We start from the raw sequence: 25,211 nt of genomic DNA, 5'->3' as shown, positions 1-25,211 counted from the left end.
CTTTCTATCATAATTTTTCAACTTCGACTCTGCCGGAAAAGAACGTCGCACCGCCGCCCATATCTGCCAAACGATCAGGTGTGAGGCCATTCACCAAATGTTTTTTGCCTTTTTGGTCTGCCCATAATCCCTGGCTGACAACAACACCAGATAACACATTTTGTCCGACTGACACGATCAGCTCGCATTCTCCTCGATCATTCAGCACACGAACCATGTCCCCATCTTCAATCTGTCTTTCTTTTGCATCTTGTTCATTCATATGAAGCTTCGGAAATTTCTCTAGCTTTTGATGCTTCTCATGAAGAGAGAAGGTGGAATTAAGAAAATTATGGTTTGGTCCCGGTATAAACGTTAGTGGATAATCACTTTCCTTGAATAAAGGTACATAGGTTGGAAGGGCTGGATATCCATCTTTTTTCATTTGTTCAGAGTAAAGTTCAATTTTCCCGCTTGGGGTAGGGAGCTTTAAATCTTCGAAAGGCCCTCGTTTTGCTTTGATCCACTTTTTCTCTTTTAACGCTTGATATGAAATGTTTTCATAGTGCGGGTTTTCAGGATGATGAAGAGCTTGTTCCATTAGTTCCGCATCTGTCTCTTTAAAAGCTTCATCTTCAAAGCCCATCGCATGAGCCAAAAGACGAAACACTTCTGTGTTTGATTTGCTTTCTCCATAACGTTCTATGACAGGTTCTTGAATTTGAATGTAATGATGCCAGTAAGAAGTATAAAAATCCTCGTTTTCAAAGGCAGATGTCGCTGGCAGAACAATATCCGCATAAGTGGCTGTCTCTGTCATGAACAAGTCATGGACAACCGTAAATAAGTCTTGCCGCATTAAACCGTCTCTTACTTTATTTGCTTCAGGTGTCACAACAGCCGGGTTGCAAGAGTAGACAAAAAGAGAATCAATAGAAGGTTCTGCGTTCGTTAGCACGCTGCCCAGCTGATTCATATTAAATGTTCTAGGTTCGCGTTCCTTTAATAATTCCGGTCGCTGAAGAGCGGTTTCATTATAACTAAGAAAAGAAGAGTTCGATTTCATCGCACCGCCGCCTTTGTGCAGCCATTGACCGGTGAGGGCAGGGAGGCAGGAGATGGTTCGAATACTCATGCCGCCATTATCGTGATGCTGAAGCCCATTGCCAATACGAATGAGAGATGGCGATGTCTCTGCGTACATTCTCGCAAGTGTGATGATGTCTTCTTTCGGGACACCCGTGATCTGTTCGACTGTTTCTGGATCGTACTGCTTCACATGCTCGCGAAGTTCATTGTGACCGATCGTGTAAGTCTCTAAAAATGACGCATCTGTGCGGTCTTCTTTAAAAAGGACATGCATGATCCCAAGAGCTAGCGCACTGTCAGTGCCAGGGCGAAGCGGAATGAACCAATCTGCCATCCGGCCCGTTTGGTTTTTGTGCACATCAATGACGACAATTTTGGCTCCTTGCTTTCGAGCTTTTTGTGCCAACGTGATTTGATGCATATTGGTTGAAACTGCATTGATGCCCCAAAAGATAAATAGCTTCGTATGAATGGTTTCTTCTGGGTCTGTCCCGATGCTTGCGCCCATTGTATATTTATATCCAGTTGTTCCGGCTGACTGACAAATGGTTCGGTCTAGCTGACTTGAGCCAAGTCGATAGAAAAAGCGGCGGTCCATTCCTTCTGCATTGAGATTTCCCATATTCCCATAGAAGCTGTAAGGCAAAATGCTTTCTGGTCCTTTTTCTTCGATCAGCTTTGTCCATTTTTGACGAATGGTTTCAATCGCTTCTTCCCACGTAATTGGAGCAAACTGCCGGTCACCTTTTTGACCTACACGTTTTAATGGTGTTGTCAGACGTTTTTCATCATATAAACGAGCTGTGACATTCCGCACTTTATTGCAAATGTTTCCTTGAGTGACTGGATGATCTGGATCTCCTTGAACTTTAACGATCTTTCCGTTCTCTTTATGGATTAAAAGACCGCACTGATCAGGGCAATCTAACGAACAAACTGATTTGAATATTCCGTCTTTCATTGCTGTGTAATCGGTCATACGTTTAGCTTCCTTTCCGAATTCCGTGATCACTGTACATATGGATTTTATTTTAGCATGTTCAGACGAGGAAGGTAAGGATAAGCACATGAAAAAAAGCCCCTAATGAAAGGGACTTTTAAAAACGGGTGACCTGCACAGGGAATTCTTTGACCCCAAACACAAACGTGCTTTGAATTGGTTTCAGCTGATCTGCCGCACAGGTGATTTCTCGAAACGTACGGAGTAAAATCTCAAGTGCTAGATGAGCCTCAAGCCGGGCGAGAGGGGCACCAAGACAAAAATGGATGCCGAAACCAAAGCTCAAATGCGGATTTGATTTTCTGTCAAGACGAAACGTATCTGGATCGTCAAACTTCCGTTCATCACGATTCGCAGATGCCACCCAGCTGATGAGATAGTCTCCTTTTTCAATGTGAGAACCGGCAATCTGAACATCCTCTGCTACAACTCGCCCAATCGCTTGAACAGGCGGATAATAGCGTAGCGTTTCTTCTGTCAATTGAGGAATGAGAGACAGGTCTTGCCGCACTGATTCGGCGATATGCGGCTGCTCTGTTAAAAGTCGTACGGCATTTGTAATTAAATTCGTCGTTGTTTCATTACCAGCAACGAGTAAGAGTATACAAAAGCCAAGTAGTTCATTTTCTGATAAACGCTCACCGTCAATTTCCGCTTGGATGAGAAGGGAGATTAAATCATCGGCTGGCGTTTCTTTTCGTTTTTGGATCAAATGAGCAAAGTACGCTGACAGCTCTTTTTCTGCTTGTTTTTGCATGTCGACAACGGCTTGAACAGCTTCTTTTGAATCATCTTTGGCTCCTGCAACTAGAGCATCTGAATGTTTTTTGATCAGCTCTCTGTCTTTCACTTCTGCCCCGAGAAGCTCGGCGATGATCATGACAGGTAGGGGAGCGGCCAGATCTTGCACAATATCGAAGGTTCGTTGATCCTTTACTTGATGTAATAGATCATGGGTCAAGTCTTTGATCTTTTCTTCTATTTGTTTGATCGCTTTTGGCGTGAAGGCTTTATTGACGAGTGCTCTCATTTTGGTATGTTTTGGAGGGTCCATTGTTAAAATACTCGTTTTAGATGTGCTTCTTCCTCGCTGTGATGAAAACACTTTTGGCTGCTTCAGAACGGACTGAATATCAGCATATCGAAAAAGATCCCAGCACTTTCTCGTTTCGTCGTATCGAATATCACCCTGCGATCGTAATTCATTGTAGATAGGGAATGGGAAAAGAAGGTCATCTGTAGATCGGATTTCTTTCATTGGGATGACATTGACGTAATTTTCTTTTACTTTCATTATGAACGCTCCTTTTTCTCTTGATTCCCTTTCACGGTATCACCACAAAAAACGCATTTCAACGGACATGTTTTGTAAAATATGTCAATAGTCTAATCGAAAGATTCAAACACATTCTTCCTATAGGAAAATAGAAAGTCATCAAAATGATAGCGCTTTCTAAAAACTAGAATTGAAGTCACCGAAACCAAAAATAAAATGGTGAATTCAGTCGAACGAAAGGGTACTATGATTCAAATCTTTATAGTTCTTTTGATCTAAATTGATGATTTTAAAAAACACGGCTAACATACATACCGCAAGCTGTTCAGCGTGTATTCGGGACTTTTGAAAAGCGCTGGCTCTTTCTTGACACGATTTCTCATCATGTTACGATAACTAACGTGCGAAAAACACGAACAAAAAGCGAACAAGGGAGAGGATCAATATCATTGATCAAAAGAAAGTTGCTTTCATTGGAGCAGGTTCTATGGCGGAAGGAATGATTGCAGGTATTGTGCGATCAGGTCGGATGCCTCTCAGCCAAATTTACGCAACAAACAAGCAAAATAAGCAGCGATTAAACGAACTAACGAAACGCTACGGAATCCAAACAGCCACAATGGATTCATTTCCTTTTGAAGAAATGGATATGTTGATCCTGGCAATGAAGCCAAAGGATGCTGAAACAGCACTTGAATCATTAAAACCTCATATTCAGAAAGATCAGCTCATCCTGTCTGTACTTGCAGGTGTGAAATCATCGTATATTGAAGACATGCTGCATGAAGGGCAGCCTGTTATGCGAGTAATGCCAAATACGTCAAGTACGATTGGGGCGTCGGCGACCGCTTTATCTGCTGGACGTTATGTGAAAAATGAACATGTAAGCATGAGTCGGGCTCTTTTATCTGAAATGGGAGAAGTGTATACCATTCAGGAAGAGCAAATGGATATTTTCACAGGAATTGCCGGAAGCGGTCCAGCTTATTTTTATTTCTTAATGGAAAGAATCGAAGAAGCTGGAGAAGAAGCTGGCTTATCAAAAGAAATGTCCCGTCAAATCGGTACACAGACACTTCTCGGTGCAGCGAAGATGCTGCAAGAAACAGCTGAAAATCCTTCTGTCCTCAGAGAAAAAATTACGTCACCTAATGGAACAACTGCTGCAGGACTAGATGCATTAGATGATTTTGGCGGAGGAGAAGCCATCAAACAGGCTGTCAAACATGCTGCCAATCGATCAAAAGAAATAAGTGAACAGCAAAAACAAAAAGTAACGATATAAATAGAGCCTCAATACAGGAGTGATAAGGTGTACGCAGATAAAGAGAGAAAACGAATTGTTGTGAAAATCGGAAGCAGCTCTCTTACTAGCTTTCAAGGTGAGATTAGTTTAAAAAAACTAGAAAACCTCGTCAATCAAATTGTAAAACTCAAAGATGAAGGACACGAAGTCATTTTGGTCTCATCTGGTGCGGTTGCAGCTGGTTACCGAAAATTAGGGTTTATTGATAGACCGAAAACACTGCCAGAAAAACAGGCGTCTGCCTCAATAGGGCAAGGGCTTTTAATGGAGTCATATTCTACTTTATTTTTATCGCACGGTTATATTGCTTCACAGCTATTAATTACAAGAAGCGATTTTTCAGATGAAACGCGCTATCAAAATGTGCGAAATACAATGAATGTGTTATTAGATCGAGGGATCATCCCGATTATTAATGAAAATGATACAGTGACGATCAATCGGTTGAAGTTTGGAGATAATGATACATTGTCTGCAAAAGTAGCTGGACTGATTGATGCGGATTTCCTCGCTATTTTATCTGATATTGACGGTTTGTATGAAGATAACCCTCATACAAATCCGAATGCGAAGAGAATTCTAGAAGTCACAGAAATCACAGAAGACATCGAAGCAGCCGCTGGAGATGCGGGAAGCAGCGTTGGCACAGGCGGAATGAAATCAAAACTCGACGCCTTTAAAATTTCAATGGCCTCAGGCATCAATGGCTTTTTGGGAAAAGCCGATACGCCTCACATTTTAGACAAAGCCATTAATGGGACAGAGGACGGCACTTATTTTACAGCTGACGAAAATTTAGCGCCGCTGAATTATAAAAAACAGTGGATTGCTTTTCATTCTGGCCCAAAAGGCGAAATCGTTGTTCAAGAGAAAACACAGGAGCTTCTCATGCATCGTGAGAAAAGTCTGGATTCTGACGGCATAGTCAATGTAAAGGGTTCGTTTAAAAAAGGCGATGTTGTCCGTATTTTAGATCAAGATGAAAGAGAAATAGGGCTTGGCATTGTCAATTATGCGTCCGACGAACTCGCACTGAACGGTGACTTGCTACAGGATGAAGTGGTGCATGTCGTAGATCTTGAAGCGTTTGTTTGTCATTTAGATTTATCAATACCAGTTTGCTAATCATAAGGGAGGAATTTCATGACACTGACAGCTGAAGTTGTCACATCGGTCAAAGAAAAAGCGAAAAAAGCAAAGCACGTATCAAAAAAACTAGGTTTACTTCAAACAGAGGAAAAAAATGAGGCGCTGCTGAAAATAGCAGAAACACTCGAACAGCAAAGTGATTTTATTTTACAGGAAAATCAAAAGGATTTAGAGGCAGGAAAAGAAAAGGGCTTCTCTGAAGCATTAATGGATCGATTAATGTTAAATGAAGAGAGAATTCATGAGTTTGCGGAAAGTTTGCGGCTTGTGACGAGATTAACAGATCCTGTTGGAGAAATATTGGATGAATGGACTCTTGAGAACGGCTTACATGTGAAAAGTCGAAGAGTACCGCTCGGCGTGATCGGGATGATCTATGAAGCGAGACCGAATGTCACTGTCGATGCAGCAGGGCTTGCCCTCAAGGCAGGCAACTCAGTGATTTTAAAAGGCGGTTCCTCCGCTATTTCTTCCAACAAAGCCATCGTCCGCGTCATTCATGAGGCATTGGATCAAACAAAGATCCCTCGTGATGCGGTACAGTTTATTGAACAAACAGACCGTTCATCGGTTCAAGCGATGTTTCATCTAAAAGAATGGATCGATGTTTTAATTCCGAGAGGCGGGGCTTCGTTAATCAAAACAGTTGTAGAAGAATCGACCATTCCAGTTCTTGAAACAGGGACAGGGAACTGCCATATCTTTATTGATCAAACAGCGAATGTAGAAAAAGCCATTCAGATTGTCATCAATGCGAAAACAAATCGTCCGGCCGTTTGTAATGCGCTTGAGACTCTGATCGTTCATCGCGATTGGCTGAAAGAAAATGGTGCAGCATTGAATGAAGTACTCCTTCAGCATCATGTCACTGTGCATGGAGATCAAGACGCTCAATCTTTCTTTTCCGAAGCGGTTCCTGCGGAGGAAGTAGATTGGACAGATGAGTATTTAAGTCTTGATCTTGCGGTGAAAGTCGTTGACTCAATTGAGGACGCCATTCACCACATTGATCAGTACGGAACGAAACATTCAGAAGCCATCGTAACAGAGGATGAAAAAAACGCACAAATCTTTCTAAACGAAGTCGATGCAGCCGCTGTTTATCATAACGCATCTACACGTTTTACAGATGGCGGTGCACTAGGATATGGCGCTGAAATTGGCATTTCTACTCAAAAACTGCACGCAAGAGGGCCAATGGGACTTCCTGCACTGACAACAACAAAGCTGCTTCTATCTGGTGATGGTCAGATTAGAAGCTAGAATGAATGTAAAGAACACTACCTTTCTAACTTGAGGTAGTGTTTTTTAGTGACTGATGAAAGAAGAGAGAAAAAAGGGAACGACATGGAAACGATGCTGAAGCACTGACAACTCTTGAAAAAGAAGACAAAGGGCTAAAATAAAGTCCATTTTAGCCCTTTGTCAACAATCTGAAACTCCCCATAAGAGGGAGTTTTTTTATGAACTTGAACGGTCTTTTTTCATGACTTTCTCAAATTTGAAAAATTCAAATGTCTCAGGCGCTAAAGGGTTATTTTCTTGATCGTTCTCATGAGGCAAGCTCGGATCTGGATGGTGCAAGTGATAAAACTCAACAATCTGAAAGCCGCATTTGTTCACATAAAAATGAATGTTGCGCTTTTCAAAATAAGGAGTGACAACTTCCCACACCTTCGTTTCTGGATATTGCGCCTCAATGGCTTTCCATGCTGCCTGACCAATGCCTCGGCTGTGAGATGATGAAGAAATGTATAATAGGTCCACCGAATTGCGGTGTGTGAGAGGGTTGATTTTTAAAACAACCCCTCCTGCCTTTTGACCGTTTAGTAAAATATGATAGACAAGGTTCTCAGTCGAATAAAAAGATTCATCAATCGACTCATCAGGAGGAATTGGTCCACCTTCTGCATCGCCAAATGCATCAATGATGCCAGCTGTGAAAGCATCTTGCAGTTCCTTTTTCATCAAAGGGAAGTCTTCTTGATTTGCAAGTGATAATGTGACTTGATCTTGTGCGATTTTGTTCATGTGTAAATCCTTTCTCCACATACGTGGTGTTTATGCATGTTATCATAAAGGATGGAGTAACTCCATAGTCAAGAAAGGAGCCCTAAAAATGATGAGCGATGGTCAAAAAACATTTTTAACTGGAGAATTTGCGTCATTATTTGAAGTGAAAAAAGATACACTGCTCTATTATGATAAAATCGATTTGTTTAAGCCGGCAGGTGTTCAGGAAAATGGGTACCGTTATTATACATTTGAACAGTTTGATCATTTCATGGCCATTCAATCCCTTCGTGCTGTTCAATTTCCGATCAAACAATTAAAACAATACTTTACTGAGCCTTCTCAGGAGAAATTGCAAAGCCTTGCGGTTGAGCAAGCAGAAAAGGTCGAGGAGGAGATCCAAAAACTACAGGATATTCAATCTTTTCTTTTTTCGTGTGATCGAGACAACGAATGAATTATCATCAGTGAAAACAGGGGAGGTCTTGTTTCAAGAACTGCCAGAAGAACCGATCGTCCTCAGTACATCAAACCCAATTGATTCAAACACACCTATAGAAGAAATTTCTCGAATTGTAGGAGAATTTCTGAAAGGGATTGGTATTAAAGGTGCGGCGGCAAATGGTTCTATTTTAAACAAGGAGCAGTTTTTGCAGCGTCATTATCATCAATCTGATCGGCTGTTCTGCCGAATGGAAGGACCGGATGCAGTCAAAAAGCCAGCGGGTCTATATGCAGTCATGTATCAACAAGGAACATATGAAGAAATGGAGACTGCCTATTCACGTTTATTAGATCACATCGAAGCAGAGGATATGATACTGGATGGGGATGTCTTTGAGGAGTATTTACTTCATTCTCTGATGTCTAAAAATGAAGCGGATTACATGACGAAACTTAGTGTGAAAGTCAGAAAACGGGAAGCTTAAGGCATCACAAAAAGGATAGACAGGCATTTTTACATGCTGTCTATCCTTTTTGGTGCTGTTTAACCGACTTGGTTTTCGGCAAATTGACTCATATAGAGGTCTGCATAAAAGCCTTTTTCTTTCAAAAGCTCACGATGAGTTCCTTTTTCAATGATCGTGCCATCTTTCATAACTAAAATGAGATCGGCATCTTTAATCGTTGAAAGTCGATGTGCAATAACGAAGCTTGTTCTGCCGTTCATTAATTCATTCATTGCTTTTTGAATATGCATCTCTGTCCGTGTATCGACACTGCTTGTTGCTTCATCTAAGATTAATATCTTCGGATCAGATAAGATGGCACGGGCGATGGTTAACAGCTGACGTTGACCTTGTGAGAGGTTGCCGGCATCTTCTGTTAAGAGTGTGTCATATCCATCTGGAAGGGTGCGGATGAAATCGTCTGCATAGGCATGTTTAGCGGCCTTCAACACATCCTCTTTTGAAACATGCGGTCTACCATATGCGATGTTGTCATAAATTGTGCCTTCAAAGAGCCATGTATCCTGAAGAACCATCGCAAATAAGTCACGTACTTGCTCTCGGCTGAGGTCGGTTGTTTTTACGCCGCCAATGCGAATGGAGCCTTGATCTAGCTCGTAAAAGCGCATTAACAGATTAATAATCGTTGTTTTTCCAGCGCCTGTTGGCCCAACAATGGCAACCGTTTGTCCTTCTCGGACTTGTAAATTCAAATCTTTAATAATGGGTTGATCTTTCTCATAACCGAAGTGAACGTGCTCAAAGGCCACATCTCCGGAAAGGGATTTAAGATCAATCGCTGCATCTTCTTCCGCATGTTCTTCTTCCTCATCCAGAATTTCAAACACCCGTTCAGCTGAAGCGATAGCAGATTGAACTAAGTTTGCAACACTGGATGCTTGCACAAGCGGCTGCGACATTTGCTGTGTGTATTGGATAAATGCTTGCACATCCCCAACACGAATATTCCCGTTAATGACAAGAATTCCGCCAGCAACACTTACCGCCACATAGCCAAGATTCCCAATAAAGGTCATCATCGGCATCATTAAGCCGGAGATAAATTGTGCTTTTCTTGAAGATTCATATAGTTGTTCGTTTAATTGATCAAATGTATCAATGGCTTTCTTTTCATAGCCATACGCACGAACCGTCTGATGTCCTGTGAACATTTCATTAATATGTCCATTGATCATCCCTAGTTCTTTTTGCTGTGCTTTAAAATGCTTTTGCGAAAATGATGTAATGCCTCGAATCGCAAACAAACTAAGAGGCAGCGTCAAACAAACAAGCAGTGTCAGCAGCGGACTGATGAAAAGCATCATGACGACAATACCAATGACTGTAATAACAGATGTGATCACTTGTGTGAGTGCCTGCTGTAAAGAAGTATTAATATTATCAATGTCGTTCATCACCCGGCTCAGCGTGTCTCCGTGTGTTGTTTTATCAAAATAACGAAGAGGGAGACGTGTGAGTTTGTCACTCGCTTCTTGTCTTAGTTCAGCAATGGTCTGCTGCGAGACACCAGCCATCACATATTGCTGCACGAATGAGAAGAGAGATGCCACGACATATAATAGAACAAGCAACAATAAAATGCGTGAAATGACATCAAATTGAACGCCAGTTCCTTGTGTAAAACTTTCAAATAGGGAAGAGGTGGCATCCCCAAGTAATTTTGGACTGACGACATTAAAAACGGTTGAACCGATCGCTGCAATCAGGACAACGATCAGCTGAAATTTCCTCGGTTTTAAATAGCCCGTTAAACGAAGAAGTGTTTTTTTAAATTCTTTCGGTTTTTGTACTGGGCCCCTTGGGTGACCGCCTTTATGTCCCATTCCAGAAGACATTTTTTTACTCATCCTTGCTCCACCTCCTGACCTTCCTGTGATGCGACTATTTCTTGATAGACAAGGTTATCTTTCAGTAACTGTTCATGTGTACCGATACCTGCTATTTTTCCATCATCTAACACAATGATTTTATCGCTATGCTTCACTGTGCTGATTCTTTGAGCCACAATAATCAAAGCAGCATGCTCTTTTTCAGCTTCTAGCGCTGACCGAAGTTTTGCATCCGTTTTGTAATCAAGGGCAGAGAAGCTATCGTCAAACAGGTAGAATGCAGGTTTTCTTACGAGTGCTCTTGCGATCGAAAGACGTTGTTTTTGACCGCCAGAGAGATTCGAACCCCCTTGGTCTATCTCTGCGTGAATTCCGCCATCTTTTTGCAAAACAAATTCTTCGGCCTGTGCTGTCCGCAGTGCCTGCCAAATCTCGTCATCTGTAGCATCTCGTTTGCCAAAGCGCACATTATCAGCAATGGTTCCGCTAAATAAAATGGCTTTTTGAGAAACATAACCCATCTGACTTCTCAGTTTCTCTTGAGGCAATTCTCTAATATCGACACCATCTAATGTAATTTTTCCTTCTGTTGCTTCATAAAAACGTGTCATCAGCTGAAGAAGGGTCGTTTTCCCGGAACCTGTACTGCCAATGATCGCCGTCGTTTCACCCTTTTTGGCTTCAAACGTCATGTCTTGAACGGCTGGTTTTTCAGCATTTGAATAATAAAATGACACATTCTCAAAGCGAATGGACTGGGCTGGCTGATCAAGTTTAGTGACAGTCTCTTTTTTGTCTTTAATTCTTGGTTCTAGATTTAACACTTCATTCATCCGTTTAGCTGATGCCTGAGCTCTAGGCACCATAATAAAACTCATAGACAGCATAATGAGTGCCATTAAAATCATCATCGCATATTGAATGAAGGCGATCAGATTCCCGACTTCCATCTGTCCGGCATCAATCCGATTAGCGCCAATCCAGACAATACCGATATTCGTGAAGTTCATGATAATGAGCATAAAAGGGAACAAGTACGCCATTAATCGATTGACCTTAAGGCCAGTATCCTTATACGATGTATTGGCTTTTTGAAAACGTTCCTTTTCGTCATCTACTCGGTTAAACGCACGAATGACCCGAATGCCTGAAAGCGACTCTCTCATAATCAAGTTCAGCCGGTCCGTTTTTTTCTGAAGCTGGCCAAAGAGGGGGATCGCTTTTCTTGACACCAAATAAATGAACCCGCCAAGAAGGGGAAGAGCTGCTAAAAAGATGAGAGATAACACAGCATCTCTAGATACAGCCAAAATAATTCCACCAACAAGCATTAGAGGCGCCCGTGTCATCATTTGTAAGATCATGATCGTGACATCTTGAACTTGTTTCACATCATTTGTGGATCTTGTAATAAAGGAAGATGTCCCGATTTTTTGAAATTCTTCTAATGAGAATTGTTCGACATGCACAAACAGCTGTCTTCTCATATCACGCCCGAAGCCTAGAGCTGTCTTAGATGACAAGTAGGACTTCCAAATCGTGAGCAAGATGGCAAGTAAAGAACAAGCCACCATCCAGCCCCCAACCTTCCATATATAAGCGACATCTCCTTGGACGATCCCGACATCAACGATATCTGCCGTAAGCGTCGGTAAATACAGCTGGAGCATACTGCTTAAAAAGGTGAGAATCACAATGGACACAACGGATAGCCGATAGGGCTTTAAAAACGATAAAATTGATTTCATACGATTACCTTTCTTCCATATAGTCTGTTGTTCTGTAACTCATCATATACAAAGAGGGATTATTTCTACAAATGAAATGTCTTGTTTTAATGAATTATTTATATTGTTCAATTTTTGAAAAGAAGTCCTTTACAAACATATAAAAATCATGGGCAGAAGGAGACATCTCTCTCGATTTAGAAGCAATAATTCCGACCGTTCTTCTCACTTGAGGGAAATCAATGGGAATTTTCACTGTAAATCGCGGTGTTGTTTCATAAAAGGCACTTTCGGGTAATAAGGTAACACCCATTCCTGCCGATACGAGACCTTTTATGGCATCCAAATCTTCTCCTTCAGATGAAATGGTAGGCTCATAGCCTGCCTGCTTGCAAGCATCAACCGCAATTTGTCTCAGCACATACCCTTCAGGAAATAACACGAAATGATCCTTTCTTAAATCACTTAAATGAATGCTCCTTTGTCCGCTAAAGGGGTGGCTAACCGGTAAAAGGGCATAAATGCTTTCGGAAAACAAGATATTTCCTTCTATTTGAGGATCGTTTGTCGGGACGGGTCCTAAAAAGGCAAGATCAATGTCTCGATTTTTGACAGCTTCAATCAGAAACTTATAGGAACCTTGCCGAAGTAAAAAATCGACCTCTGGATATTCCAGCTTAAATGCGGAAATGACAGAAGGGAGCACTTGGCTTGCTAGACTTGTAGGAAATCCAATGTTCACTGTCCCTTTGTGAGGGTCTAAGTATTCATCAATTTGTTCTTTGGCGTAATCTATCGCTTTTAGGGCGGTTCTGACATGGTCCAAAAATTGTCTGCCGATTTTCGTTAATTTGATATTTCGTCCTTCTCGTTCGAATAAAGCCACTCCAAGTTCTTCTTCTAAATTGGCAATCTGCCGGCTGATGGCAGATTGGGCAACGTGTAAGTTTTCAGCCGCTTCTGACACGTGTTCACGGTCAGCAACTTCTACAAAATAACGTAATTGACGAAGCTCCATTTTTGCACTTCACACCCATCTATCTCAAAAAGAGATTGTTTTGATCTAAATTATATATTGTTTATATTAATTTGAAAACTTAAAATAAGTTACAGAGTTTGTGAGATTTTATTACTGTGAAAAAACGGATCTTTTAAACGGGGGAGAGAAACGATGACTTATAATCAACTACCACAACCACAAGGTCTCTACCGTCCTGAATTTGAACATGATGCATGTGGAATCGGACTGTACGCCCATTTAAAAGGGGAGGCGACACATAGCATCGTCAAAAAGGGATTGCAAATGCTGTGCCAGCTTGATCACCGCGGCGGGCAAGGCAGTGATCCGTATACAGGTGATGGTGCCGGCTTAATGGTACAACTGCCAGACGCTTTTTTTAGAAAGAACTGTCAAGACTTTGCACTTCCTGAAAAGGGCCGTTACGGGGTAGGAATGGTGTTCTTTTCAAAAGATGATGATGCCAAAACGCGTCAAGCGATCGAACAAAAGATCAACGGCTTCATTAAACAAGAAGGGCAAACATTAATTGGCTGGAGAACGGTCCCTGTTGATGCTGGGAAAATTGGAACGGTTGCAGCGAAGAGCTGTCCGGTTGTCCGGCAGGTGTTCATCGGAGCAAACGACAACGTAACAGACCGTTTGTCATTTGAACGAAAATTATATGTCATCCGTAAGCAGGCTGAAAATTGGGGAACAGCAGAGGAAAAACAATTCTACTTTGTCAGCCTGTCTAGTCAAACCATTGTATATAAGGGGCTTTTAACATCAGATCAAGTTGATGCTTTTTATCTTGATCTACAGGATGAAACATTTGTTTCTGCATTTTCACTCGTTCATTCAAGATTTAGTACAAATACATTCCCGACATGGGAACGAGCGCATCCAAACCGTTACTTAATTCATAACGGAGAAATTAACACATTAAGAGGAAACATCAATTGGATGAGAGCAAGAGAACAACAATTCGTGTCTGAAGCCTTCGGAGAAGATCTAGACAAGATTTTGCCAGTGCTGAATGCAGACGGAAGTGATTCATCCATTTTAGACAATGCCTTTGAATTTTTCGTGCTTGCAGGGCGTACTCCTGCTCATACAGCGATGATGCTGATTCCTGAGCCGTGGACGGAGAATACGCACATGTCAAAAGAGAAACGGGCATTTTATGAATACCATAGTTCGTTAATGGAGCCATGGGATGGCCCAACAGCGATTTCGTTTACGGATGGTAAACAAATCGGCGCCATCTTAGATCGTAACGGATTAAGACCCGCGAGATACTACGTGACAAATGACGATCATATCATTTTCTCATCTGAAGTTGGCGTCATCGACACGAATGAAGAAGATGTGAAGTATAAAGACCGTCTTGAACCAGGTAAAATGCTGTTAATCGATTTAGAAGAAGGACGCATTATTTCTGATGAAGAAGTGAAATCTTCGATTGCGAATGAACTTCCTTATCAAAAATGGCTCGATGAAGAAATGGTTCACGTCAATCGCTCGGAAGAAAATTCAGAAAATTCTAGTATAATGAGTGATTTGTTAACGCGTCAGCGTGCTTTCCATTATACGTACGAAGACATTCAAAAGTATTTAATTCCTTTACTAGAAGAAGGCAAGGACCCAATAGGCTCGATGGGAAGTGATACACCGCTTGCTGTGTTATCAGATCGTGCGCAGTCGCTGTTTTCTTATTTCAAACAGCTGTTTGCTCAAGTGACGAACCCGCCAATTGATGCCATTCGTGAGCAGCTTGTCACATCGACCATGACTTGGTTAGGTGCTGAGGGAGATATTTTACATCCAAATGAATATTCATGCCGAAGAATTAAACTTTATACACCAGTTTTAACAAGCGGGCAGTTCAACGGCTTGAAAACGATTGTTCATAACGCCTTTAAAAGCAAAACGATTCATACACTTTTCACTGATGACCTAAAACGCGGTCTTGATGCGATGTTTGAAGAGGCAGAAAAAGCCATTCGTGAAGGGGTATCTTTACTAATTCTTTCTGATCGTGACATGACAGAAGAAAAAGTGCCGATTCCACCACTTCTTGCATTGAGTGCACTTCATCAGCATCTTGTGCGTCAAGGCTTACGAACAAAGGTGAGCTTAATCGTCGAATCTGGAGAAGTAAGAGAGGTTCATCATTTTGCCGCACTGATTGGCTACGGCGCAGATGCGATCCATCCGTACCTCGTTTACGAAACATACAAACAGCTTATTGCTGAAGAAGCGATTGCGATTAGCTTTGATGAAGCTGTCACAAAGTTTGGGAAAAGTGTGACTGAGGGCGTAGTTAAAGTAATGTCTAAAGTGGGAATTTCCACTGTCCAAAGCTATCGAGGCGCACAAATTTTTGAAGCAGTCGGTATTAGTGAAGATGTCATCCAGGCGTATTTCACAGGAACAGCTTCGCAGTTAGGCGGTATTGATCTTGACACCATTGCAAGTGAAGCAAAGCTTCGTCATGAGGCTGGGTATCAGGCATCAACTGATCAAACGCTAGAATCAGGCAGTGAATTCCAGTGGAGAAAAAATGGAGAGCATCATGCCTTTAACCCAAAAACCATTCATACCCTTCAGTGGGCATGCCGCAACGAAGATTATGATTTATTTAAGCAATATACGAAGGCAGCGGATGAAGAACGAATTGGTTTCCTTAGAAATCTATTTGCTTTTCGTTCAAAACAAAAGCCAGTTCGTCTGGAAGAAGTTGAATCTGCTGAATCCATTGTACGCCGCTTTAAGACAGGTGCGATGTCATTTGGTTCATTAAGTAAAGAAGCGCATGAAGCACTAGCGATTGCGATGAACCGAATTGGCGGCAAAAGCAACAGCGGAGAAGGCGGGGAAGACCCTGCACGCTTCACAGTAGATGAGCACGGGGATGATCGCAGAAGTGCAATTAAACAGATTGCTTCTGGCCGCTTTGGTGTGAAAAGTCATTATTTAGTCAATGCAGATGAACTGCAAATTAAAATGGCGCAAGGTGCAAAGCCTGGAGAAGGCGGACAACTGCCAGGGAATAAAGTATATCCTTGGGTCGCAGACGTACGTGGTTCTACGCCAGGTGTTGGCCTAATCTCACCACCGCCTCACCATGATATTTATTCAATCGAGGATTTGGCTCAATTGATCCATGATTTGAAAAACGCAAACCGTGACGCACGCATCAGTGTCAAGCTAGTTTCTAAAGCTGGCGTTGGAACGATTGCAGCAGGTGTTGCAAAAGGGACAGCGGATGTCATCGTAATTAGTGGATATGATGGCGGTACTGGAGCTTCTCCGAAAACAAGTATTAAACATACAGGACTTCCTTGGGAGCTTGGATTGGCAGAAGCGCATCAAACCCTTGTCTTAAACGGCCTTCGAGAGCGAGTCGTTCTTGAAACGGATGGCAAATTAATGACAGGACGCGACGTTGTCATGGCTGCGATTTTAGGAGCAGAAGAATACGGCTTTGCGACAGCTCCACTTGTCGTATTAGGATGCGTCATGATGAGAGCATGTCATTTAGATACTTGCCCAGTCGGAGTCGCTACTCAAAACCCAGAACTTCGCAAAAAATTCATGGGTGACCCTGATCACATTGTCAACTTCATGATGTTTATTGCAGAGGAAGTAAGAGAAATTTTAGCTGAACTTGGCTTTACATCAATGGATGAATTGATTGGGCGTACGGATGTCTTATCAGTAAGTGAAAGAGCAAAAGCACACTGGAAAGCAGGACAGCTGAACCTTGAAACCCTGCTATATCAGCCAGAGGGACCACGCACATTCAGAACGCCGCAAAATCATAAAATTGATGAATCACTGGATATGAATGAGATTCTCCCTTATGTACAGGAAGCGCTCGATCATCAAACACCGGTTGATCTGTCACTAAACATTCGCAACATTCACCGTGTAGCTGGAACGATTACGGGCAGTGAAGTGTCTAAGCGCTACGGAGAAGAAGGTCTGCCAGAGGATACGATCACACTTCGGTTCACTGGTTCAGCTGGACAAAGCTTCGGCGCATTTGTTCCAAAGGGGATGTCTTTATATTTAACAGGTGACTCAAATGACTATATCGGCAAAGGACTCTCTGGAGGCAAAATTGCTGTCAAAACATCTGATCACTTTGTACAAAATGGACATGAGAACGTGATTGTCGGTAACGTTGCATTTTACGGCGCGACAAGCGGAAAAGCGTATATTAACGGTCGTGCAGGTGAACGATTTGCCGTTCGTAATTCAGGTGTCAATGTGGTCGTTGAAGGAATCGGTGATCACGGCTGTGAATACATGACTGGCGGACGTGTTGTCATTTTAGGTGACGTTGGGAAGAACTTTGGCGCAGGGATGTCTGGCGGTATCGCTTATGTGCATACATCCGATGCAAAACAGTTCAAAAGAATGTGTAACATGGAAATGATCATGTTTGAAAAACTCACAGATCACGAAGAAGAACAAGAAGTGAAGCAAATGATTCAGGAACACCTTGATTATACAAACAGCTCAAAAGCAGCAGCGCTTCTAGAGAACTGGGCACAAGAAAAGAATCAATTCATTAAGATCATTCCGAGAAATTACAAAATGATGCTTCAAAGCATTGAGGAACAAAAACAAGCAGGCCTCAGCCACGAGGAAGCTGTTATGTTCGCATTTGAAGCAAACACAAAACCGAAAAATAAAGAAACGGCAAACGGGCAAAAAGCAGCCGTCGCTCATTAAGAAAGGGGAGAGGACAATGGGCAAAGCAACAGGTTTTATGGATTATAAAAGAGAAAAGCCAAATGAACGTGACCCTCTCACTCGTCAAAATGACTGGAAAGAATATTCAGCTCCTTATACAGATGAGGTATTGAAACAGCAGGGTGCTAGATGTATGGATTGCGGAACACCGTTTTGTCAAATTGGGATGGAGATCAGGGGCGGCGTTTCTGGCTGCCCGATCTACAATTTAATTCCAGAATGGAATGACCTTGTCTACCGGGGCAGATGGAAAGAAGCGCTTGAAAGACTACAAAAAACGAACAATTTCCCTGAATTTACTGGAAGAGTATGTCCAGCACCTTGTGAAGGCTCATGTACCGTCGCGATCAATGATCCAGCAGTATCGATTAAAAATATCGAACGGACGATCATTGATAAAGGTTTTGAAAATGGCTGGATTACACCAAGAATTCCTTCAAGCCGTACAGGGAAAAAGGTTGCCATTGTCGGATCAGGACCAGCAGGACTGGCAAGTGCAGACCAACTAAACCAAGCAGGGCACGCTGTAACCGTGTTTGAACGATCTGATCGTCTTGGTGGACTGCTCACTTATGGTATTCCGAATATGAAGCTCGACAAAGAAGTCGTTGAGCGCAGAGTTAAACTGCTAAGACAAGAAGGCATTGACTTTGTGACCAATACAGAAATTGGTGTGGATATCACGGCTGATGAACTGAAAGAGCAATTTGATGCGGTCATCCTTTGTACAGGTGCACAAAAGCAGCGTGACCTGTTAATTGAAGGCAGGGAAGCAAAAGGGATTCACCTGGCAATGGATTATTTAACACTCGCAACAAAAAGCATGCTTGATTCAGGATTCAAAGATAAAAACTTTATTGACGCAAAAGGGAAAGACGTCATTGTGATTGGCGGAGGAGATACAGGCGCTGACTGCGTCGCAACTGCACTTCGCCAAAAAGCAAAAAGTGTTGTTCAATTCGGAAAGCATCCAAAGCTTCCAGATACACGTGTAGGGGATAACATGTGGCCAGAACAGCCTTATGTCTTCTCTCTAGATTATGCTTACGAAGAAGCACAAGCAAAATTTGGAGAAGATCCGCGGCAATATTCGATTCAAACCACAAAGATTGTGGCTGATAAAAATGGGAAGTTAAAAGAGCTTCATACCATTCAAATGGAAAAGGTGAAAAACGAGCAAGGGAAGTTTGAATTTCATGAGATTCCAGGAACAGAGAAGGTATGGCCAGCTCAGCTAGTCTTTATTGCGATTGGTTTTGAGGGAACTGAACAGCCGCTAGTGAAACACTTTGGCGTGGACAGCAAAAACAATCGGATTGACGCAAAATATGGGGAATATACGACGAATGTAGAAGGCGTATTTGCAGCGGGAGATGCAAGACGCGGTCAAAGCTTGATTGTCTGGGCAATTAACGAAGGCAGACAAGTGGCGCATGAGGTAGACCGTTATTTAATGGGGAGTTCGGTTCTGCCAAAATAGGTCAAACAAAGGGTGTTTACCATATATAGAGAAAAGCCATGACCAAAGAGTGGTCATGGCTTTTTATGATTCAGACATGATGGGATTTGAAATTCTAGATGATGGATCTAACAAAACGCTTGAGGAAGACGACGTCTTTATTTTACTGCCTTCATAAATGGTTTAGAACCTTCCTTTCCTGTACATGCTGTAAGTACATGCAGTGAGAAAGGAAGGTATATGTGTGCCATTTTTTAATATTTTGATTGAACTCTTTATCGGATTTTTCGCTTTATTTTCCATTACAAAGCTATTAGGGAAAACACAATTTGCACAAATCACGCCGTTTGATTTTATTTCTGCACTGATTTTAGGGGAGATGGTTGGTAACGCCATTTTTGATCCAGAAGTCAGCGTGCTACATATCCTTTTTGCAGTTGCAGTCTGGGGCGTTTTAATCTACACAGTTGAATGGCTTTCACAAAAATTCAAATCCATTCGCGCTTTTTTAGAGGGAAGACCGACTCTTGTGATTGATAAAGGAAAGATTCACTACAATCGATTAAAGAAAAATATGCTTGATTTAAATCAGCTGCAGACGCTGATTCGAGCGAAAGGGCATTTTGCTCTTAATGAAATTGAATTTGCCATTTTGGAAACGGATGGGTCTGTGAGTGTGCTTCCGAAAATGAAATATGCACCAGCTACAGCCGAAGATGTGAACGTGAAAGGAAAAGAAGTCACATTGCCTAGAACGTTTATTATCGACGGAGAGATTTTAAAAAAAGATTTAAAGGAAGCTGGATTTGATGAAGCGTGGCTGAGAGAGCAATTGAAAAAACAGCACATATCCTCCTATAAAGACGTCCTATTTTGTGAATGGATTGAAAATGAAGGAATTTATGCGATGAAATATGAAAAAACATCCACAACCTAACACAGTGGATGTTTTTTTGTGTTTTTTTGTTTTATAACTGAATAGGATCAAAAAGAATACGTCAATGAAAACGTTCACAATATAAGGGGGAGATGTGTGATGAAGTATGGAAAACGACTGCTGATGATGGTATTGGCCTTACTGCTTTTTGACTCAGCTTATGCGCAAGCAGCTGGACACAACCATCAAACAAACCGCGTGCTTATTGTCGACCAAAAAGGAAATGGGACATTTCGAACGGTTCAATCTGCCATTGATGCGATACCAGTGAACAATCAACAGCAAACGACGATATATATTAAAAATGGTGTGTATAAAGAAAAGATTCTCCTTCCGCAAAATAAGCCGTATGTGTCCTTTATTGGAGAAAATCAGTATCAGACGATTCTGACGTATGATGATACAAATGCAAGCAGCGGGAGCACAACCAATAGCTCTAGTACAATGATTCGGGCAAATCATTTTTACGCAGAAAATATCACGTTTCAAAATACAGCTGGCCGAAACGCAGGGCAGGCGGTTGCCCTTTATGTATCCGGGGACCGGGCTGTGTTTAAACACGTACGTGTTCTCGGTTATCAAGATACACTTTATGCCACAGGCACAGGGAGACAATATTATGAAGATTGCTATATCGAGGGCACGGTTGACTTCATCTTTGGTTCAGCAACGGCTGTATTTAAAAGAGCTGAAATAAAAAGTCTTGGAAATGGATATATTACAGCGGCATCCACAACAGAAGCGCAAAAGTATGGCTACGTTTTTATTGATTCCACGTTAAATAAAGGAACGTCTGCGTCTCAATCTGTGTACTTAGGCCGTCCGTGGAGACCTCATTCGGCTGTCACGTTCCTCCAAACAAAAATGGATGAACATATTAAAGCTGAGGGATGGCATAACTGGGAGAACAAAGACAACGAAAGAACGGCTAGATATCAAGAATATGGATCAACGGGCGCAGGGAGTCATGTGGCAAACCGGGTGAAGTGGTCAACGATATTAACAAAAAACGAAGCAAGTCAAATCACCGTTCAAGCCGTGCTTAGCGGAAGCGATGGCTGGAATCCTGAAAAAAGGTAAAAGAGGCTTGTCAGTTTTCGTCAAAGAAAGCTGACTTTTCTGTTTAAAAAACCTTTGAGAACAAACGTTCTTTTGTGTATAATGAACATAATCTGCTAAATTTGGCTGCTTTTCTAAAAAGGAGGGATTGCGTGAAACGTTTCTCACAGGTCATGTTTTTACAACTATGTATTTTGTCGATGTTATTTCTCCCTTTTTCAGTGAAAGATGAACAACTAACAGCTCATGATGATCAATCAAAATGGATCACTTCTTTAGACGAATTCATTCGAACAGCACCTGATTTAGAGGGCGCAATTGCTGGCATCAGCGTACGCGATACTTCTGACACTTCTCTTCTTTATGAACATCAAGCGGACATCCGTCTGACTCCTGCTTCTAATATGAAATTACTCACATCTGCTATCGCACTCGATCTACTGGGTGAAACACACACTTTTCCAACAGACGTTTGGATGGATGGTTTAATCCAAAAGAAAACATTGCACGGCAATCTTTATCTCCGAGGCACTGGAGACCCGACATTGTTAGAAAGCGATTTTGCCGCATTAGCCAAACAAGTCAAAAAGGCCGGAATACATACGATTCGTGGACAGCTTGCGGCTGATGATACTTGGTTTGATGACACAAGGTATTCCATCGATCTGCCGTGGAGTGATGAAGATCAATATTACGGCGCTCAAATATCTGCTCTTACTGCTTCACCGAATGAGGATTATGATGCAGGAACGATCATTCTCGAAGTCAATCCGGGAAAGAAAGCAGGGCAGAAGGCCAGCTATGAGATGATCCCGAAGACTGACGTCGCTCAAGTTGTCAATCAAGTGAAAACTGTGCCAGAAGGCGGAAAGAAGAAAATATCTTTTAAACGCTCTCACGGTACAAACAAAATTACACTGACTGGAACGATTCCGCTAAAAGCATCCTCGTCTAAACAATGGGTCGCATTATGGGAACCGACAACGTATGCTTTAGACTTAATGAAACGAGCATTAAAGGCTGAGGGGATTCAGCTGAAAGGACCACTCAAAACAAAACAAGTTCCTAAAAAAGCGAAAAAAATCGCTTCCCATACATCAATGCCTTTATCCGATCTTCTTGTTCCGATGATGAAATTAAGCAACAATACACATGCAGAAATTCTGTTAAAAGAACTTGGGAAGCGGGTAAAGAACAAAGGGAGTTTTGACAAAGGGCTTGACGTGCTGAATGAACGTCTTCCTGCCTATGGCATAGATGCATCTATGACTGTGTTGAGAGACGGATCAGGCATATCACCGATTAACCTTGTTTCTGCAAATCAATTCACGTTATTTTTGACAAACATTCAAAAGGAAAAATGGTTTAACACCTATGTCCATGCACTTCCGTTAGCTGGGGCAAGTGAGCGTATGGTGGGAGGTACATTAAGAAATAGATTGAAAGAACCAGCTACACTAGAAAAAGTGCGTGCAAAAACAGGTACACTATCAACGGTCAGCACACTATCTGGATATATTGAAACGCAGAGTGGAAAAACGCTTGCTTTTTCCATCTTATTGAATCATCTCGTTGATGACGAAAAAGGAAAAGAGATAGAAGACCGAATTGTCAGCATGTTAGCTGAGGATCTTTAGACAGAGAAGGAGAACCATCATGACGTTAGATAATAATCAATCTTTAGTAAAAACCATGTCGATCTTTCTAATTCCACTTTTATTAAGCAATATTTTGCAATCAATTGGACAGCTTGTTTCCATTGTGCTTGTCGGTAGATGGATTGGAGAGGATGCAGTAGCTGCGATTTCGGCATTCTTTCCACTTTTCTTTTTACTTGTTTCTTTTTCCATTGGGATTGGATCAGGGAGCTCGATCCTGATTGGACAAGCATACGGAGCAAAAAATGAGCAGAGGTTAAAGGAAATTATCGGTACAACGCTTTCGTTCACCTTTTTAATCGGACTTTCTTTAGCTGTCATTGGAGGTTTTTTTGCCACAGATATTTTACATTTGATGGGGACACCTGCAAATATTGTGGAGGAAAGTGCGGCATATGCCAGAATCCTATTCATCTCCATGCCCATCTTATTTCTTTATTTTGTCTATACAACTTTTTTACGAGGAACAGGAGATTCGAAAACTCCATTTTATTTCTTAATGATTAGTACAGGAACAAATATTTTACTGCTACCGATCTTATTATTCGGCTGGCTTGGTTTACCGGCATTTGGTTTATATGGTGCTGCGTATTCTTCTGTGATTTCTACAATCGTTACGTTTATCATTCTTCATATCTACCTTTATAAAACAAAGCACCCGCTGCGCATTGATGCGTCGGTTAGAAAGCATCTATTGATGAAAGGGGATTTATTAAAAACGCTATTAAAGTTAAGTATCCCTTCTAGTATTAATATGATTCTCATTTCTTTATCAGAAATTGCTGTCATTTCTTTTGTCAACGATTATGGATCACAGGCGACCGCAGCTTATGGCGTTGTTAACCAAGTCGTAAGTTATGTACAGATGCCCGCAGTGAGCCTTGGTATTGCTGTTTCTATCTTCGCCGCACAATTCATTGGCGCAGGAAACATGAATCGTTTGAAAGATGTCATTAAAATTGGGCTGGGGCTAAACTTTGCGATAGGCGGATTGATTATTATTTTCGTCTATATTTTCGCACCACAAATTTTATCTATCTTTTTAACAGATCCTGCAACAATTGATGTTGCATATAGTTTGGTCGTGATCACCCTATGGAGCTATCTCATTTTTGGAACAGCACAAATCGTTGCAGCCACAATGAGAGCAAGTGGCACAGTTCTATGGCCGACCATCTTTAGTATTTGTTCCATTTGGCTTGTTGAAGTACCAGTGGCTTATGTGCTATCACACCATACATCGCTTGGGATCAAAGGAATCTGGATAGGATATCCTGCTGCCTTTTTTGTAAACTTATTGCTCCAATACGGCTATTATCGACTGGTATGGAAGAAAAAGCAGATCGTTGCACTTGTCCAATCATAATGTGAGCCTATCATCTGGCATATACATACGAAGATCGATTACTTTGTAGGGGGTCTGATCTTCTATGTTTTTAAATCAAAGAAGTGAGCTCAGTTCGTATGATATCGGTGACTTCACTTATGCCGGACCAGATTTTCAAGTCTTGACGTGGGGAGAAGGAACAACGCTGAATGTAGGGAAGTTTTGTTCCATCGCAAACGAAGTAAAAGTTTTTCTTGGTGGTGAACACCGAACAGATTGGGTCACCACATATCCCTTCAATCAAATTTTCACAGATGCTGCCCATATTGAAGGACATCCACGATCAAAAGGGGATGTGTGTATAGGGCACGATGTTTGGATTGGATATGGAGCAACAATCATGTCAGGAGTACAGATAGGAAACGGGGCAGTCATTGGAGCAAATAGTCTGATTACAAAAGATGTGCCTCCATATGCGATTGTCGCAGGGAACCCGCAGCGGCTCATGAAATATCGGTTTTCTTCGGATATCATTGAAAAACTTCAGTTATTAGAATGGTGGAATTTAGAGTTTTCGTTCATACAGTCTATTTTTCACCTCTTGCAATCTCCTGATATTGACCGTTGTATAAGCGTAATTGAAGATAGAAAAAAGAAAGGCTGACAGA

Annotated in this window: 16 protein-coding genes and 1 pseudogene; 11 read left to right on the top strand and 6 right to left on the bottom strand. The window is 41.8% G+C overall.

Annotated elements, in window-relative coordinates; translation table 11 throughout:
• Nucleotides 1–7: 7 nt before the first annotated feature.
• Both MHB38_RS09915 and MHB38_RS09910 read right to left on the bottom strand, forming a co-directional pair.
• Nucleotides 8–2,047, bottom strand: a complete 2,040-nt coding sequence (locus tag MHB38_RS09915; RefSeq protein WP_341003265.1) for a molybdopterin oxidoreductase family protein — start codon at nt 2,045–2,047, stop codon at nt 8–10.
• 118 nt (nt 2,048–2,165) lie between these two features.
• On the bottom strand, nt 2,166–3,362 hold the full coding sequence (locus tag MHB38_RS09910) for a cytochrome P450 (protein ID WP_341003264.1): 1,197 nt from the start codon (nt 3,360–3,362) through the stop codon (nt 2,166–2,168).
• 469 nt (nt 3,363–3,831) lie between these two features.
• Here MHB38_RS09910 and proC point away from each other — a divergent pair, with 469 nt between their 5' ends.
• From proC to MHB38_RS09895, 3 genes are read left to right on the top strand one after another with little or no spacing between them, the layout of a single operon-like run.
• On the top strand, nt 3,832–4,629 hold the full coding sequence (proC, locus tag MHB38_RS09905) for a pyrroline-5-carboxylate reductase (protein WP_234879642.1): 798 nt from the start codon (nt 3,832–3,834) through the stop codon (nt 4,627–4,629).
• A 27-nt stretch (nt 4,630–4,656) separates the two neighbouring features.
• A complete protein-coding gene (gene proB / locus MHB38_RS09900; RefSeq protein WP_025207481.1) occupies nt 4,657–5,775 on the top strand; it encodes a glutamate 5-kinase in 1,119 nt (372 codons plus the stop codon).
• Nucleotides 5,776–5,793: 18 nt separating this feature from the next.
• Entirely contained in the window at nt 5,794–7,062 is a 1,269-nt protein-coding gene (locus MHB38_RS09895; protein ID WP_241511217.1) for a glutamate-5-semialdehyde dehydrogenase, read from the top strand.
• Nucleotides 7,063–7,260: 198 nt separating this feature from the next.
• On the opposite strand, the gene MHB38_RS09890 is transcribed toward MHB38_RS09895, so the two are convergent.
• The gene (locus MHB38_RS09890) at nt 7,261–7,830 is read right to left on the bottom strand and encodes a GNAT family N-acetyltransferase (protein WP_236809916.1); all 570 of its coding nucleotides are present in this window, start codon (nt 7,828–7,830) and stop codon (nt 7,261–7,263) included.
• Between the two features lie 88 nt (nt 7,831–7,918).
• Between MHB38_RS09890 and MHB38_RS09885 the strand changes: the two are divergent.
• Nucleotides 7,919–8,741: pseudogene (locus MHB38_RS09885) on the top strand (MerR family transcriptional regulator).
• A gap of 59 nt (nt 8,742–8,800) precedes the next feature.
• Here the strand turns inward: MHB38_RS09885 and MHB38_RS09880 are convergent.
• From MHB38_RS09880 to MHB38_RS09870, 3 genes are all read right to left on the bottom strand, one after another.
• Nucleotides 8,801–10,630 carry an ABC transporter ATP-binding protein gene (locus MHB38_RS09880; RefSeq protein ID WP_341003255.1) on the bottom strand — a complete coding sequence of 610 codons (1,830 nt, stop codon included), beginning with the start codon at nt 10,628–10,630 and terminating at the stop codon, nt 8,801–8,803.
• Nucleotides 10,627–12,360, bottom strand: a complete 1,734-nt coding sequence (locus MHB38_RS09875; RefSeq protein WP_060832390.1) for an ABC transporter ATP-binding protein — start codon at nt 12,358–12,360, stop codon at nt 10,627–10,629. The genes MHB38_RS09880 and MHB38_RS09875 overlap by 4 nt, the downstream gene beginning before the upstream one ends.
• A gap of 94 nt (nt 12,361–12,454) precedes the next feature.
• On the bottom strand, nt 12,455–13,357 hold the full coding sequence (locus MHB38_RS09870) for a LysR family transcriptional regulator (RefSeq protein WP_008346581.1): 903 nt from the start codon (nt 13,355–13,357) through the stop codon (nt 12,455–12,457).
• Nucleotides 13,358–13,510: 153 nt separating this feature from the next.
• Here MHB38_RS09870 and gltB point away from each other — a divergent pair, with 153 nt between their 5' ends.
• The 7 genes from gltB (at nt 13,511) to MHB38_RS09835 (ending at nt 25,207) form a co-directional block, all read left to right on the top strand.
• Nucleotides 13,511–18,082, top strand: coding sequence for a glutamate synthase large subunit (gene gltB / locus MHB38_RS09865; RefSeq protein WP_138825896.1), 4,572 nt, complete (start codon nt 13,511–13,513; stop codon nt 18,080–18,082).
• Between the two features lie 16 nt (nt 18,083–18,098).
• Nucleotides 18,099–19,583, top strand: a complete 1,485-nt coding sequence (gene gltD / locus MHB38_RS09860) for a glutamate synthase small subunit (protein WP_008346585.1) — start codon at nt 18,099–18,101, stop codon at nt 19,581–19,583.
• A gap of 223 nt (nt 19,584–19,806) precedes the next feature.
• On the top strand, nt 19,807–20,499 hold the full coding sequence (locus tag MHB38_RS09855) for a DUF421 domain-containing protein (RefSeq protein WP_008346595.1): 693 nt from the start codon (nt 19,807–19,809) through the stop codon (nt 20,497–20,499).
• A 99-nt stretch (nt 20,500–20,598) separates the two neighbouring features.
• Complete coding sequence (locus MHB38_RS09850; RefSeq protein WP_008346597.1) at nt 20,599–21,579, top strand: pectinesterase family protein; 981 nt, start codon at nt 20,599–20,601, stop codon at nt 21,577–21,579.
• Nucleotides 21,580–21,710: 131 nt separating this feature from the next.
• A complete protein-coding gene (dacB, locus tag MHB38_RS09845; protein ID WP_341003250.1) occupies nt 21,711–23,195 on the top strand; it encodes a D-alanyl-D-alanine carboxypeptidase/D-alanyl-D-alanine endopeptidase in 1,485 nt (494 codons plus the stop codon).
• A 19-nt stretch (nt 23,196–23,214) separates the two neighbouring features.
• The gene (locus MHB38_RS09840; protein WP_017358860.1) at nt 23,215–24,582 is read left to right on the top strand and encodes an MATE family efflux transporter; all 1,368 of its coding nucleotides are present in this window, start codon (nt 23,215–23,217) and stop codon (nt 24,580–24,582) included.
• 64 nt (nt 24,583–24,646) lie between these two features.
• Complete coding sequence (locus MHB38_RS09835; protein ID WP_017358859.1) at nt 24,647–25,207, top strand: CatB-related O-acetyltransferase; 561 nt, start codon at nt 24,647–24,649, stop codon at nt 25,205–25,207.
• Nucleotides 25,208–25,211: the final 4 nt, after the last annotated feature.

Origin of the sequence: Bacillus sp. FSL K6-3176 (assembly GCF_038003325.1) — a bacterium.
Classification (GTDB): domain Bacteria; phylum Bacillota; class Bacilli; order Bacillales; family Bacillaceae; genus Bacillus; species Bacillus altitudinis.
The sequence above is the reverse complement of the archived record's forward strand: the minus strand, read 5'-3'. Positions and strand labels throughout refer to the sequence as shown.

What these genes read in the sequence shown, in the direction of transcription:
- MHB38_RS09915 (WP_341003265.1), bottom strand. Translation starts at nt 2,047, where the DNA reads ATGACCGATTACACAGCAATGAAAGACGGAATATTCAAATCAGTTTGT.
- MHB38_RS09910 (WP_341003264.1), bottom strand. Translation starts at nt 3,362, where the DNA reads ATGAAAGTAAAAGAAAATTACGTCAATGTCATCCCAATGAAAGAAATC.
- proC (WP_234879642.1), top strand. Translation starts at nt 3,832, where the DNA reads ATGGCGGAAGGAATGATTGCAGGTATTGTGCGATCAGGTCGGATGCCT.
- MHB38_RS09895 (WP_241511217.1), top strand. Translation starts at nt 5,794, where the DNA reads ATGACACTGACAGCTGAAGTTGTCACATCGGTCAAAGAAAAAGCGAAA.
- MHB38_RS09890 (WP_236809916.1), bottom strand. Translation starts at nt 7,830, where the DNA reads ATGAACAAAATCGCACAAGATCAAGTCACATTATCACTTGCAAATCAA.
- MHB38_RS09880 (WP_341003255.1), bottom strand. Translation starts at nt 10,630, where the DNA reads ATGAGTAAAAAAATGTCTTCTGGAATGGGACATAAAGGCGGTCACCCA.
- MHB38_RS09875 (WP_060832390.1), bottom strand. Translation starts at nt 12,360, where the DNA reads ATGAAATCAATTTTATCGTTTTTAAAGCCCTATCGGCTATCCGTTGTG.
- MHB38_RS09870 (WP_008346581.1), bottom strand. Translation starts at nt 13,357, where the DNA reads ATGGAGCTTCGTCAATTACGTTATTTTGTAGAAGTTGCTGACCGTGAA.
- gltB (WP_138825896.1), top strand. Translation starts at nt 13,511, where the DNA reads ATGACTTATAATCAACTACCACAACCACAAGGTCTCTACCGTCCTGAA.
- gltD (WP_008346585.1), top strand. Translation starts at nt 18,099, where the DNA reads ATGGGCAAAGCAACAGGTTTTATGGATTATAAAAGAGAAAAGCCAAAT.
- MHB38_RS09850 (WP_008346597.1), top strand. Translation starts at nt 20,599, where the DNA reads ATGAAGTATGGAAAACGACTGCTGATGATGGTATTGGCCTTACTGCTT.
- MHB38_RS09840 (WP_017358860.1), top strand. Translation starts at nt 23,215, where the DNA reads ATGACGTTAGATAATAATCAATCTTTAGTAAAAACCATGTCGATCTTT.
- MHB38_RS09835 (WP_017358859.1), top strand. Translation starts at nt 24,647, where the DNA reads ATGTTTTTAAATCAAAGAAGTGAGCTCAGTTCGTATGATATCGGTGAC.